The sequence below is a fragment of the Pseudomonas putida genome (assembly GCF_016406145.1).
Lineage (GTDB): Bacteria > Pseudomonadota > Gammaproteobacteria > Pseudomonadales > Pseudomonadaceae > Aquipseudomonas > Aquipseudomonas putida_E.
This window is the reverse complement of sequence record NZ_CP066306.1, coordinates 4708289-4720583: the sequence shown is the minus strand read 5'-3', so window position 1 is coordinate 4720583 and position 12295 is coordinate 4708289. Positions and strand designations below refer to the sequence as shown.

Genomic DNA, 12295 nt, shown 5'->3' with positions numbered 1-12295 from the left:
GGCAGGCACTATCCCTTACTCGATGACTTTGGGAACCAGGTACAGACCGCTTTCGGTCTTCGGTGCGATAGCTTGGTAGGCATCACGCTGGTTGCTTTCGGTGACCTGGTCGGGACGCAGGCGCTGGCTGGCCTCCAGGGGGTGGGCCAGGGGCTCGATGCCGGTAGTGTCGACCGCTTGCATCTGGTCGACCAGCCCGAGAATGCTGTTCAGTGCATCGGTAATGCGTGGCAGTTCGCCTTCATTCAGGCCCAGGCGGGCCAGATGGGCGATCTTTTCCACGTCGCAGCGTTCAAGCGCCATGGGTATCTCCAGGGGAAACAAAGAACGGAATAAGGTCCGTGATGAGGAACATGTCGGCATTTTGGCGGTCATACGGCCGCGATCATCTGCTGGCGTGCTCGGAAAAACGACCAATTTAACATATTGGCTCCTTGCCCAAAATCCCTGCCATTGTTAGAGTTTGCCGCACTTTTTTACCCACGCTTTCCCCAGGGTCACTTTCCCATGTTCAAGAAACTGCGTGGCATGTTTTCCAGCGATCTCTCCATCGACCTGGGTACTGCCAACACCCTTATCTACGTGCGTGAGCGCGGTATCGTCCTGAATGAGCCCTCGGTAGTTGCCATCCGTACCCACGGCAACCAGAAAAGCGTCGTCGCCGTCGGTACCGAAGCCAAACGCATGCTGGGCCGTACGCCCGGCAACATTGCTGCCATTCGTCCGATGAAGGACGGCGTCATCGCCGACTTCAGCGTTTGTGAAAAAATGTTGCAGTACTTCATCAACAAGGTTCACGAGAACAGCTTCCTGCAGCCCAGCCCTCGCGTGCTGATCTGCGTGCCGTGCAAGTCGACCCAGGTAGAGCGCCGCGCCATTCGCGAATCGGCTCTGGGTGCCGGTGCCCGTGAAGTGTTCCTGATCGAAGAACCAATGGCCGCTGCCATCGGTGCGGGCCTGCCAGTCGAAGAAGCCCGTGGCTCGATGGTCGTCGATATCGGTGGTGGTACTACTGAAATCGCCCTGATCTCGCTCAATGGCGTGGTCTACGCCGAGTCTGTCCGCGTTGGCGGCGACCGCTTCGACGAGGCCATCGTCACCTATGTGCGCCGCAACTACGGCAGCCTGATCGGCGAATCCACTGCCGAACGCATCAAGCAGGAAATCGGTACCGCCTACCCGGGCGGCGAAGTGCGTGAAGTCGACGTGCGCGGTCGCAACCTGGCCGAAGGCGTGCCACGTGCCTTCACCCTGAACTCCAACGAAGTGCTCGAAGCCCTGCAGGAGTCGCTGGCGACCATCGTTCAGGCCGTCAAGAGCGCCCTGGAGCAGTCTCCGCCGGAGCTGGCCTCCGACATCGCCGAGCGTGGCCTGGTGCTGACCGGTGGTGGCGCGCTGCTGCGTGACCTCGACAAACTGCTGGCCCAGGAAACCGGCTTGCCGGTTATCGTTGCCGAGGACCCGCTGACCTGCGTGGCCCGTGGTGGCGGTCGCGCCCTGGAGATGATGGACAAGCACGCGATGGACCTGCTCTCCAGCGAGTGATCGAGCGCCCGGTTTACAGGTGGCACGCGCAGTGCTACCTGTATGCGTTGGGCTGGCGTCCGTTGGGGCGCCGCTTCCGTCAACCCGCAACCAGGCTGGTGCGTTGTCCCATGTCCAATGACTTCCTGAGTCGTCCACGAGGAACGGCCCATTAAACCGCTTTTCTCCAAGGGCCCTTCGCTGGGCGTTCGCCTGCTCGTATTGGTGGTGCTTTCGGTCGCGCTGATGGTGGTCGATGCGCGCTTTGACCTGCTCAAGCCCGTGCGCAGCCAGATGGGCCTGGTACTGATGGAATCGTACTGGATCACCGACTTGCCTCAGCGGATGTGGCAAGGCGTGGCGGGCCAGTTCGGCAGCCGTAACGAACTGATCGCGGAAAACGAGAAACTCAAGACCGAAGCCCTGCTGCTGCAGGGGCGCTTGCAGAAGCTGGCGGCCCTGACCGAGCAGAACGTGCGCCTGCGCGAGTTGCTCAACTCCTCCGCACTGGTCAACGAGAAGGTCGAGGTGGCCGAGCTGATCGGCGTCGACCCTAACCCGTTCACCCATCGTATCCTGATCAACAAAGGCGAGCGCGACGGTGTGTTCCTTGGCCAGCCGGTGCTCGATGCCCGCGGCCTGATGGGTCAGGTGGTCGAGCTGATGCCCTACACCGCACGAGTGTTGCTGCTGACCGACACCACCCACAGCATCCCGGTACAGGTCAACCGTAACGGCCTGCGCGCGATTGCCAGCGGTACTGGCAACCCGGAGCGTCTGGAGCTGCGCCATGTTGCCGACACGGCTGATATCAAGGAAGGCGACTTGTTGGTGAGCTCCGGCATGGGCCAGCGCTTCCCGGCCGGCTACCCGGTGGCCACGGTCAACGAAGTGATCCATGACTCCGGCCAGCCGTTCGCGATAGTGCGCGCCATTCCGACCGCCGCGCTCAATCGCAGCCGCTACATGTTGCTGGTGTTCAGCGACCGGCGCTCTCCGGAGCAGCGTGCCACCGACGCGGCGCTCGCCCAGGAAGAGGCAGACCGCAAAGACGCAGCGAGCCCTGCTCAGCCTGGTGCCAATGGCGAGCCCGCTGCCCCCGTTACGCCTGCACCTGCAACGCCTGCCCCGGCCACGCCCGCGGTCCCTGCCACAGCGGTACCGGCCCCGCCCGCTGCAGCACCGGCGGCGGCACCCGCCAGCCCTGCCGCAGCGCCTGCGGCACCTGCCCAGCCCCGGAGGCAATGATGGCCAAAACGCGCCGTAACCACGGGTGGGTCATCTGGCTGACCTTTGCCATTGGCCTGCTACTCAGCGTCTCGCCCATGCCACCGTTTCTCGAGGTGTTCCGGCCCATGTGGCTGGCGATGCTGGTGTCGTTCTGGACCCTCATGGTCCCGAACAAGGTCGGCATGACAACTGCATTCGTGCTGGGCCTGGCCGAGGACGTGCTGTACGGCACGCTGCTCGGGCAGAATGCCCTGGTCCTGACCCTGATCACCTTCCTGGTGCTGTCGCTGCAGCAGCGTCTGCGCATGTTCCCGATGTGGCAGCAGAGCCTGGTAATCCTGGTGATCTTCGGTATCGCCCAGCTGATCCAGTTGTGGCTCAGTGCGCTCACCGGCAACCGTTTGCCGACGCTGGCACTGGTCTGGTCGGCAGTCATCAGCGCCTTGCTCTGGCCGTGGATCAGCTTCGCCCTGCGTGATCTGCGCCGGCGTTTGCATATCAACTGACGGCACAGCCGCCACCGACAGGGAGATGTCTGCATGAAACCACTTTACCTGGCCTCCGGCTCGCCCCGTCGTCGTGAATTGCTGGCCCAGATCGGCGTGCCGTTCACCGTCACCAGCGCCCCCATCGATGAAACCCCGCTGCCAGATGAAAGCGCCGTGGCGTACGTCGAACGCCTGGCCCGGAGCAAGGCTGAGGCTGGCCTTGCCAGCCTTGCCGGCCCGGCCGTAGTGCTCGGCGCAGACACTGCGGTGGTGCTCGATGGTCGTATTCTCGGCAAGCCGGAAAACCGTGAAGATGCCTTGGCCATGCTGGCCGACCTCGCAGGGCGCGAACATCAGGTGTTGACGGCGGTGGCGCTGAGCGATGGCCAGTGCTGCCTCAGTGTCTGCGTCACCAGCAACGTACGTTTTCGCGCCATCGAGCCGGACGAAGCACAGCGCTATTGGGCCAGTGGCGAGCCGGTGGACAAAGCCGGCGGTTATGCCATCCAGGGCTTGGGGGCGGTATTCGTGACCGGCCTTCAGGGCAGCTATTCGGCGGTAGTCGGCCTGCCCCTGAGCGAGACGGCCGAGCTGCTCGCCCAATTCGGTATCGCCTGCTGGCAGGTGCCGGCGCTTTCTCCAGAGGTAACAAAGCAGCAGTAGCCAGCCCGGCGCCCGCGATCCATGATTACCGAAGACCTTTGACGAGAGCCTGCCATGAGTGAAGAGATCCTGATCAACATCACCCCGATGGAGTCGCGTGTGGCGGTGGTGGAAAACGGGGTGCTGCAGGAAGTGCACGTCGAGCGCACCCAGCGTCGCGGCATCGTCGGCAATATCTACAAGGGCAAAGTGGTGCGGGTGCTACCAGGCATGCAGGCGGCGTTCGTCGATATCGGCCTGGAGCGCGCCGCGTTCATTCATGCCTCGGAGATTTCCCAGCGCGAAGGTTCTGCCGTGGAGACCATCACTGCACTGGTACACGAGGGCCAGGCCCTGGTGGTGCAGGTGACCAAAGACCCCATCGGTAGCAAGGGCGCACGGCTGACCACCCAGCTGTCCATACCGTCGCGTTACCTGGTGTACATGCCGCGCAGCAGCCACGTCGGTATTTCCCTGAAGATCGAAGACGAAGCCGAACGTGATCGCCTCAAGCAGGTGGTCAGTGACTGCATGGACAGCGAAGACATCAAGAACGCTGGCGGTTTCATCCTGCGCACTGCTGCCGAGGGCGCACGGGCCGAAGAGATCCTGCAGGACATCCGCTACCTGCGCCGTCTGTGGGAGCAGATTGGCAGCCAGATCCAGACCTGCGGTGCCCCGACGGTCATCTACGAGGATCTTGGCCTGGCCTTGCGCACACTGCGCGACCTGGTCAACCCCAAGATCGAGAAGATCCGCATCGACTCCCGGGAAACCTTCCAGAAAACCACGCAGTTCGTTGCCGAACTGATGCCGGAGATCGCCGACCGCCTGGAGCACTACCCGGGCGAACGGCCGATCTTCGACCTGTATGGCGTCGAGGACGAAATCCAGCGCGCACTGGATCGCAAGGTGCCGCTCAAGTCCGGTGGCTATCTGGTGGTCGACCCCGCCGAGGCAATGACTACCATCGACGTCAACACCGGCGCCTTCGTCGGCCACCGCAACCTCGAAGAGACCATCTTCAAGACCAACCTCGAAGCGGCCACGGCAATCGCCCGGCAGCTGCGCCTGCGCAACATTGGCGGGATCATCATCATCGACTTCATCGACATGGAGGATGAGGACCATCAACGCCAGGTGCTGCGTACGCTGGAGAAGCAGCTTGAACGTGACCATGCCAAGACCAACATCATCGGCATCACCGAGCTGGGCCTGGTACAGATGACCCGCAAGCGCACGCGTGAGAGCCTGGAGCAGGTACTGTGCGAACCGTGCACCGCCTGCCAGGGGCGTGGCAAGCTGAAAACCCCGGAAACGATCTGTTATGAAATTTTCCGCGAGATCCTTCGTGAAGCCCGCGCCTATCAGGCAGAAGGCTATCGTGTACTGGCCAACCAGAAGGTGGTCGACCGCCTGCTCGATGAAGAATCCGGCAACGTGGCCGAGCTAGAAACGTTCATCGGTCGAACCATTCGCTTCCAGGTCGAGTCGATGTACTCGCAGGAGCAGTACGATGTGGTGCTGCTCTGAGGCTTTCTGATACCCAGTCCAAGGTGCTCGGGCTGGCAAAACCGCTGCTTCGAGCCATCATGGATAAACGACCTGGAGGGCCATGGCCATGGGACGTCTGACCCGCGTTCTTGTCGCCTTGACTCGTTGGGGGCTGGGCATCTGCGCCCTGCTGGCTGTGTTGGTGGCGCTCTATGTCAGCCTCGGCCGGGAGCTGGTGCCACTGGTGGCCGAATATCGCGCCGACCTTGAAAGCAAGGCAGAGCAGGCGTTGGGCCTGCCGGTGCATGTGGGGGCGCTTGAAGGGCGCTGGAGTGGCCTGGCGCCGGTGCTGCGGGTTCGTGACCTGCAGTTGGGCGAGGGTGCTTCGGCGTTGCGCCTGGATGACGTCAAGCTGGTGCCCGACTTGTGGGCCAGCCTCACTGCACGCGAAGTACGCCTGGCGCGTATCCAGTTGGCGGGCCTGCAACTTATCCTGCGTGAGAACGAGCAGGGCGGTTGGGCGCTTGAAGGCTTACCGAAAAAGGACGACGCGCCGCTGGACCCGGCCGAGGTGCTGCAGCGTCTGCAACAGTTGGGCCGTATCGACGCATTCGACAGCCAGGTCACCCTGCAGCCCTGGCAGCGTGATCCGTTGACTCTTACCTATGTCAGCTTTGGCCTGCAGGCCGGCGCTTCACGCCAGGCGCTGGACCTGCGTGCGACCCTGCCTGACGGTCAGCCGTTGGCACTGAACCTGCGCAGCCGGGTAACGCCCCAGGCCTGGCGCGACGGTAAGGCAGAGGCTTACCTGAGCCTGCCGCAGAGCGACTGGGCGCGTTGGCTGCCGCCACGCCTGCTCGGCCAGTGGCAGGCCCAAGCCCTGCGCGCCGGTGGTGAATTCTGGGTTGACTGGGGTGAGGGCCGGTTGCAGCAGGCGGTGGTCCGCCTCAATGCCCCTCAGTTGCGCGGCGCCTATGCCCAGCGCCAGGCGGTAACACTGGATAACCTGGCTTTGTCGGCCTGGTTCCAGCGTCGCGAGCAAGGGTTCGATGTGGTTGTCGATTCACTGGCTGCCAACATCGGCAAGACTCGCTGGGAGTCGAAGCTGCAGGTGCGTCAGAGCGCAGGTGAGGAACCCGCAGGGGAAAGCTGGCAGGTGCAAGCCGACCGCCTTGACCTTGCGCCGCTGACGCCTTTGATAGATGCACTGGCGCCACTGCCTGAAAAATTCATGACTGCGGTCGATGCGCTGAATGTGACCGGTGCCGTGCGTAACTTGCGCCTCGACTTGCGGCCCAAGGCCGAGGGTGATCAACGGCTGCAGTTCGCTGCCAATCTGGAAAAAGTGGGCTTTGACGCCTACCACGGCGCACCGGCTGCCGGCAATGTCAGCGGCAGTATCAGCGGAGACCTGGGCCATGGCGAGCTACGCCTGGATACCGACGCTTTCATGTTGCATCTGTATCCGATCTTCGCCAAACCTTGGCATTATCAGAAAGCCAACGCCCGTTTGACCTATACCCTCGACAAAGAGGGTTTCACCCTGGCTGCCCCCTACCTGAAAGTGCTGGGCGAAGAGGGCAAGATCGCCGGGGACTTCCTGATTCGCCTGCTGTTCAATGAAGGCAGCGAGAGCTACATGGACCTGCGCGTCGGCCTGACCGAAGGGGATGGGCGCTACACCGCCAAATACCTGCCTGAGGTGCTTAGCCCGGCGCTCGACGAATGGCTGCGCAGTGCCATCGTCAAGGGCAACGTCGATGAAGGCTACTTCCAGTACCAAGGTTCGCTGAACCACGGGGCCAGCCCCGAATCGCGCAGCATCAGCCTGTTCTTCAAGGTGCACGACGCCGCCCTGGACTTCCAGCCTGGCTGGCCACAGGTGCAAAACGTCGATGGCGATGTGCTGATCGAGGACAGTGGCGTGCGCATCATGGCCAATAAAGGCCTGTTGCTGGACACCCAGGTGACTGACGTCAGTGTCAACATTCCCCATGTGGACGGTGCCGAGCAAAGCCGCCTGTACCTTGATGGCAATTTCGACGGCAGCCTTGGCGATGGCCTGAGGATTCTCAAGGAAGCGCCTATCGGCACGGGGGAAATTTTCGCAGGATGGGAGGGCGAGGGGCCGCTCAAGGGCAAGCTCAAGCTCGACATCCCCCTGGCCCGAGGACAACGCCCGAAGGTACAGGTCGACTTTGCCACCTCCGATGCACGCCTCAAGGTTGCGCCGCCAAGCCTGGAGCTGAGCCGACTCAAGGGCGATTTCAGTTTTGATCTCGACAAGGGGCTGAGCGGGAAGAACATCGCCCTGCAGGCATTTGGCAAACCGGTGACCGCGCAGATCACTGCCGAGGGTCAGCCTGGGCAGATGCAGACGCGTATCAACGCAAATGGCCAGGTGTCGCTGCGGGCCTTGACCGACTGGCTGCAGGTCAAGCAGCCCTTGCCGGCGTCTGGCGACCTGCCCTATCAGTTGCAACTCAACCTTGGCAGCCGCGACAACAGTCTGAGCGTGAATTCGTCGCTCAAAGGCCTTGTAATCGATTTGCCTGCGCCGTTCGGCAAGGCCGCAGCAGATACCCGTGAGAGCCGATTCAGCATGACCCTGCAAGGGCCTGAGCGGCGTCTGGATGCTGCCTACGCCGACCTTGCCCGCTTTGCCTATGCAGCGCCCAGCCAAAACCTGGAGCAAGGTCGCGGCGAACTGCTGCTGGGGGCAGGGCAGGCGCAGGTGCCAGCTGGGCAGGGCCTGCGTGTACGGGGGCGCCTCGAGAGCCTGGACCTGGCGCCCTGGCAGGCCCAGATGACGCAGATGAGTGGCGACGATCCTGGCGCAAGTGCCCGGCAGACTCTGCAGAGCGTAGACCTGAGCATCGGCCAGTTGAAGGCCCTCGGCATGGACCTGAACCAGGCGGTCGTGCGTCTGGCCCGGGGAGGCCCTGCATGGGATCTGCGCCTGGACAGCAAGGAAGTCATCGGCAATGCGCGTTTACCCGATGCCAAGGGCGCACCGATGACCGTGCGCCTGCAGACCTTGCGCCTGCCACCAGCGGACCCGGCGCAAGCACAGGCCGAGGAAGGCCCTGACCCGCTGGCCTCTTTCGACCCACGCAAGGTACCGGCACTGGACCTGACCATCGACAAGCTGTACCGCGGCGACGACCTGTACGGCAACCTGGCGCTGAAGCTGCGCCCGACCGCTCGAGGCGTGGCAGCTCAGGATATCGACCTCGTCTTCAAAGGCCTGCACATCGACGGCCGGGGCGGCTGGGAAGGTGAAAGCGGTGCGACCAGTAGTTGGTACAAGGGGCGCCTGGATGGCAAGAACCTGGCCGACGTGCTTACGGCCTGGGGCTTCGCGCCTACGGTGACCAGTCGCGACTTTCGTCTGGATGTGGATGGCCGCTGGCCCGGTTCGCCTGCCTGGGTTGGCCTAAACCGCTTCTCGGGCAGCATGGATGCGGCGTTGCGCACGGGCCAGTTCGTCGAGGTGGAGGGCGGCGCGCAAGCCTTGCGGGTGTTCGGCCTGCTCAACTTCAACTCCATCGGTCGGCGCCTGCGCCTGGACTTCTCCGACCTGTTTGACAAGGGCCTGGCCTATGACCGGGTAAAAGGCTTACTGGTAGCCAGTGACGGCGTCTACGTGACCCGCGAGCCGATCAGCGTGACCGGGCCTTCGAGCAACTTCGAGCTCGACGGTACGCTGGACCTCGTTCGCGACCGGGTGGACGCCAACCTGCAGGTCTCCCTGCCTGTGACCAACAACCTGCCGCTGGCCGCGCTGATCGTCGGCGCACCGGCGGTCGGTGGCGCGCTGTTCCTGGTCGATAGGCTGATCGGTGACCGGGTATCGCGCTTCGCCAGCGTGCACTATCGCATCGAAGGGCCGTGGAAAGAGCCTAGAATCACCTTTGTGAAACCGTTCAACAAGTAGTGCCAGGAGTGCCCATGAAAGTAGCGGTGATCCAGATGGTCAGCCAGGACGATGTGCTGGCCAACTTGCAGCGTGCGGGTGCCTTGCTGGAACAGGCGGCATTCGGTGGCGCCAGGCTGGCGGTGCTGCCAGAAAATTTTGCCGCCATGGGGCGCAAGGACGCCGCTGCGATCGGCCGAGCCGAGGCCCTGGGTGAGGGTCCGATACTGCCCTGGTTGAAACGCACGGCCCGCGACCTCAGATTATGGATTGTTGCCGGCACCTTGCCGCTGCCACCTGCCGATCAGCCTGATGCCAAGGCGCATGCCTGCTCGCTTTTGATCGACGAGCACGGTGAGGTGGTGGCGCGCTACGACAAGCTGCACTTGTTCGACGTGGACGTGGCCGATAACCGCGGCCGTTACCGTGAATCCGACGACTATGCCCACGGCGCGCAAGTGGTGGTAGCCGACACGCCGGCAGGTCGCTTGGGCTTGACCGTCTGCTACGACCTGCGTTTCCCGGAACTGTACAGCGCGCTGCGCAGTGCCGGCGCGCAACTGATCACGGCACCAGCGGCGTTCACTGCGGTCACAGGCGCGGCGCATTGGGAAGTGCTGATTCGTGCCCGGGCCATTGAAACCCAGTGCTATGTGCTGGCCGCAGCACAGGGCGGTACCCATCCAGGCCCGCGGGAGACCTATGGGCACGCGGCGATCGTCGACCCCTGGGGGCGGATCGTCGCCGAACAGGCGCAAGGCGAAGCGGTATTGCTCGCCGAGCGCGACAGTGATGAACAAGCGTCCATTCGGGCGCGCATGCCGGTTGCCTCGCACCGGCGCTTTTTTTCGCAGGACGCCTTGCGGCCTGCGCACACCTCGGAGTGACTATGAGCCAGATGTTATCCACCGTCAGCGAGCAGCTCCTGGCCCCAGGCGGACTGACCCTGGACAGCCTGCAGGCTGTACTGGGCGAGTTGGCCGGGCCGGGCATCGACGCCGCCGACCTGTACTTCCAGGGCCAGATCTCGGAAACCTGGGCGCTGGAGGACGGCATTGTCAAAGAGGGCAGCTTCAACCTTGACCAGGGCGTGGGCGTGCGTGCCCAGTCGGGTGAGAAAACCGGTTTCGCCTACAGCAACGCGATCAACCTCGAGGCTCTGACTTCGGCAGCCCGTGCGGCGCGTTCGATTTCCCGCGCCGGCCAGAATGGCACTGTTCAGGCGTTCCGCAGCCAGGACGTGACGGCCCTGTATGCACCGGACAACCCGCTGGACGTGCTCAGCCGTGCTGAAAAGGTCGAGCTGCTCAAACGTGTCGATGCCGCCACGCGGGCGCTCGACCCGCGTATCCAGCAGGTCAGCGTGAGCATGGCCGGGGTTTGGGAGCGCATTCTGATCGCTGCGGCCGACGGCAGCCTGGCCGCTGACGTGCGGCCGCTGGTGCGCTTCAACGTCAGTGTCATCGTCGAGCAAAATGGTCGGCGCGAACGGGGCGGGCAGGGCGGCGGCGGGCGTACCGACTACCGCTTCTTCACCGAGGAACGGGTCATGGGTTATGCCCGTGAGGCGCTGCGCCAGGCCTTGGTGAACCTGGAGGCCATTCCTGCGCCAGCTGGTACCTTGCCGGTGGTGCTGGGTTCCGGCTGGTCGGGTGTGCTGTTGCATGAAGCGGTCGGCCACGGTCTGGAAGGCGATTTCAACCGTAAGGGCAGCTCGGCGTTCAGTGGCCGGATCGGCGAGAAGGTGGCTTCGAGCCTGTGCACTATCGTAGACGACGGCACCCTGGAGGGCCGCCGCGGCTCGCTGAGTGTCGACGACGAGGGCACGCCGACCGAATGCACCACGCTGATCGAGAACGGCGTGCTCAAGGGCTACATGCAGGACAAACTCAATGCACGCCTGATGGGGATGGCGGTGACCGGTAACGGCCGCCGCGAATCCTACGCCCACCTGCCGATGCCACGCATGACCAACACCTACATGCGTGCCGGGGAAAGCGACCCCCAGGAAATCATCGCTTCAGTGAAGAAAGGCATCTATTGCGCCAACCTTGGCGGTGGCCAGGTGGACATCACCAGCGGCAAGTTCGTGTTCTCGACCAGCGAAGCCTATCTGATCGAAGACGGGAAAATCACCGCGCCGGTCAAGGGCGCGACGCTGATCGGCAACGGGCCCGAGGCCATGAGCCGAGTGTCGATGGTGGGTAACGATCTTGCGTTGGACAGCGGTGTGGGCACGTGCGGCAAGGATGGGCAATCGGTGCCGGTAGGGGTTGGCCAGCCGACATTGAAGCTGGACGCGATCACCGTCGGTGGTACCGGCGCGTGATGCATGCCCCGGGGCTGCAGGGCAGCCCCAGGTGGCGGGGTTCAGCGCAGGCCGCGCTGAAGCTCGTCGAGGTCGCGGATGTACTTGAATACCTTGCGCGCAGCGGCAGGCGGCTTATTCCGCGCCTTCTCGTGCTGGGCGTGACGGATCAGCGAACGCAGTTGCTGACGGTCGGTGTCGGGGTATTCGTTGACGAAGCGTTCAAGGTCCTCGTCGTTACCGTCGATCAGGCGGTCCCGCCAGCGCTCCAGGTTGTGGAAGCGCTCGTTGTACTGGCGGCTGGAGCTGTCGATCTGCTCGAGTACCGCGTGGATGGCGTCCAGGTCCTGGTCGCGCATCAGCTTGCCGACGAACGACATATGCCGTTTGCGTGCGCCATGGGCGGTGTGCTTGCAGGCTTCGGCCAAGGCTTTGCGCAGCTCGTCGGTCAACGGCAGGCGCGCCAGGGTATCGGCCTTGACCGTGGTCAAGCGTTCGCCGAGTTCGACCAGCGCATGCAACTCGCGCTTGATCTGGGTTTTGCTTTTTTCGCCGTCGAAGGCGTCGTCGTATGAATCAACCATGGTGGCAGTCCGTTTAAGTTTTATGAAAAGTCGCCGCGCAGGCACTTTTCGTACAAGGCATAGAAATTGCCGCCATGATAACCACCCGGGGGCCGCTTGTCCGGCCCGG

The 12295-nt window shown here is 63.4% G+C and carries 10 protein-coding genes; 8 read left to right on the top strand and 2 right to left on the bottom strand.

Features of this window, described 5'->3' with window-relative positions:
- Nucleotides 1-15: 15 nt before the first annotated feature.
- Nucleotides 16-303, bottom strand: coding sequence for an Asp-tRNA(Asn)/Glu-tRNA(Gln) amidotransferase subunit GatC (gene gatC / locus JET17_RS21775; protein ID WP_012316094.1), 288 nt, complete (start codon nucleotides 301-303; stop codon nucleotides 16-18).
- A gap of 204 nt (nucleotides 304-507) precedes the next feature.
- Between gatC and mreB the strand changes: the two genes are divergently transcribed.
- The 8 genes from mreB to tldD all read left to right on the top strand — a co-directional run bounded on the left by mreB (nucleotide 508) and on the right by tldD (nucleotide 11623).
- Nucleotides 508-1545 carry a rod shape-determining protein MreB gene (gene mreB / locus JET17_RS21770; protein WP_003255163.1) on the top strand — a complete coding sequence of 346 codons (1038 nt, stop codon included), beginning with the start codon at nucleotides 508-510 and terminating at the stop codon, nucleotides 1543-1545.
- Between the two features lie 180 nt (nucleotides 1546-1725).
- A complete protein-coding gene (mreC, locus tag JET17_RS21765) occupies nucleotides 1726-2772 on the top strand; it encodes a rod shape-determining protein MreC (protein WP_233100455.1) in 1047 nt (348 codons plus the stop codon).
- A complete protein-coding gene (gene mreD / locus JET17_RS21760) occupies nucleotides 2772-3260 on the top strand; it encodes a rod shape-determining protein MreD (protein WP_012316092.1) in 489 nt (162 codons plus the stop codon). The genes mreC and mreD overlap by 1 nt, the downstream gene beginning before the upstream one ends.
- A 33-nt stretch (nucleotides 3261-3293) precedes the next feature.
- Nucleotides 3294-3905, top strand: coding sequence for a Maf family protein (locus JET17_RS21755; RefSeq protein ID WP_012316091.1), 612 nt, complete (start codon nucleotides 3294-3296; stop codon nucleotides 3903-3905).
- A 54-nt stretch (nucleotides 3906-3959) separates the two neighbouring features.
- A complete protein-coding gene (gene rng / locus JET17_RS21750; protein ID WP_012316090.1) occupies nucleotides 3960-5417 on the top strand; it encodes a ribonuclease G in 1458 nt (485 codons plus the stop codon).
- 82 nt (nucleotides 5418-5499) lie between these two features.
- Nucleotides 5500-9315 carry a YhdP family protein gene (locus tag JET17_RS21745; RefSeq protein ID WP_042111718.1) on the top strand — a complete coding sequence of 1272 codons (3816 nt, stop codon included), beginning with the start codon at nucleotides 5500-5502 and terminating at the stop codon, nucleotides 9313-9315.
- Nucleotides 9316-9329: 14 nt separating this feature from the next.
- Nucleotides 9330-10181 carry a carbon-nitrogen hydrolase family protein gene (locus JET17_RS21740; protein WP_012316088.1) on the top strand — a complete coding sequence of 284 codons (852 nt, stop codon included), beginning with the start codon at nucleotides 9330-9332 and terminating at the stop codon, nucleotides 10179-10181.
- A gap of 2 nt (nucleotides 10182-10183) precedes the next feature.
- Complete coding sequence (tldD, locus tag JET17_RS21735; RefSeq protein WP_012316087.1) at nucleotides 10184-11623, top strand: metalloprotease TldD; 1440 nt, start codon at nucleotides 10184-10186, stop codon at nucleotides 11621-11623.
- A 41-nt stretch (nucleotides 11624-11664) separates the two neighbouring features.
- On the opposite strand, the gene yjgA is transcribed toward tldD, so the two are convergent.
- Nucleotides 11665-12186, bottom strand: coding sequence for a ribosome biogenesis factor YjgA (gene yjgA / locus JET17_RS21730; RefSeq protein WP_012316086.1), 522 nt, complete (start codon nucleotides 12184-12186; stop codon nucleotides 11665-11667).
- Nucleotides 12187-12295 lie beyond the last annotated feature (109 nt).

What these genes read in the sequence shown, in the direction of transcription:
- gatC (WP_012316094.1), bottom strand. Translation starts at nt 303, where the DNA reads ATGGCGCTTGAACGCTGCGACGTGGAAAAGATCGCCCATCTGGCCCGC.
- JET17_RS21740 (WP_012316088.1), top strand. Translation starts at nt 9,330, where the DNA reads ATGAAAGTAGCGGTGATCCAGATGGTCAGCCAGGACGATGTGCTGGCC.
- yjgA (WP_012316086.1), bottom strand. Translation starts at nt 12,186, where the DNA reads ATGGTTGATTCATACGACGACGCCTTCGACGGCGAAAAAAGCAAAACC.
- JET17_RS21745 (WP_042111718.1), top strand. Translation starts at nt 5,500, where the DNA reads ATGGCCATGGGACGTCTGACCCGCGTTCTTGTCGCCTTGACTCGTTGG.
- mreB (WP_003255163.1), top strand. Translation starts at nt 508, where the DNA reads ATGTTCAAGAAACTGCGTGGCATGTTTTCCAGCGATCTCTCCATCGAC.
- tldD (WP_012316087.1), top strand. Translation starts at nt 10,184, where the DNA reads ATGAGCCAGATGTTATCCACCGTCAGCGAGCAGCTCCTGGCCCCAGGC.
- mreD (WP_012316092.1), top strand. Translation starts at nt 2,772, where the DNA reads ATGGCCAAAACGCGCCGTAACCACGGGTGGGTCATCTGGCTGACCTTT.
- rng (WP_012316090.1), top strand. Translation starts at nt 3,960, where the DNA reads ATGAGTGAAGAGATCCTGATCAACATCACCCCGATGGAGTCGCGTGTG.
- JET17_RS21755 (WP_012316091.1), top strand. Translation starts at nt 3,294, where the DNA reads ATGAAACCACTTTACCTGGCCTCCGGCTCGCCCCGTCGTCGTGAATTG.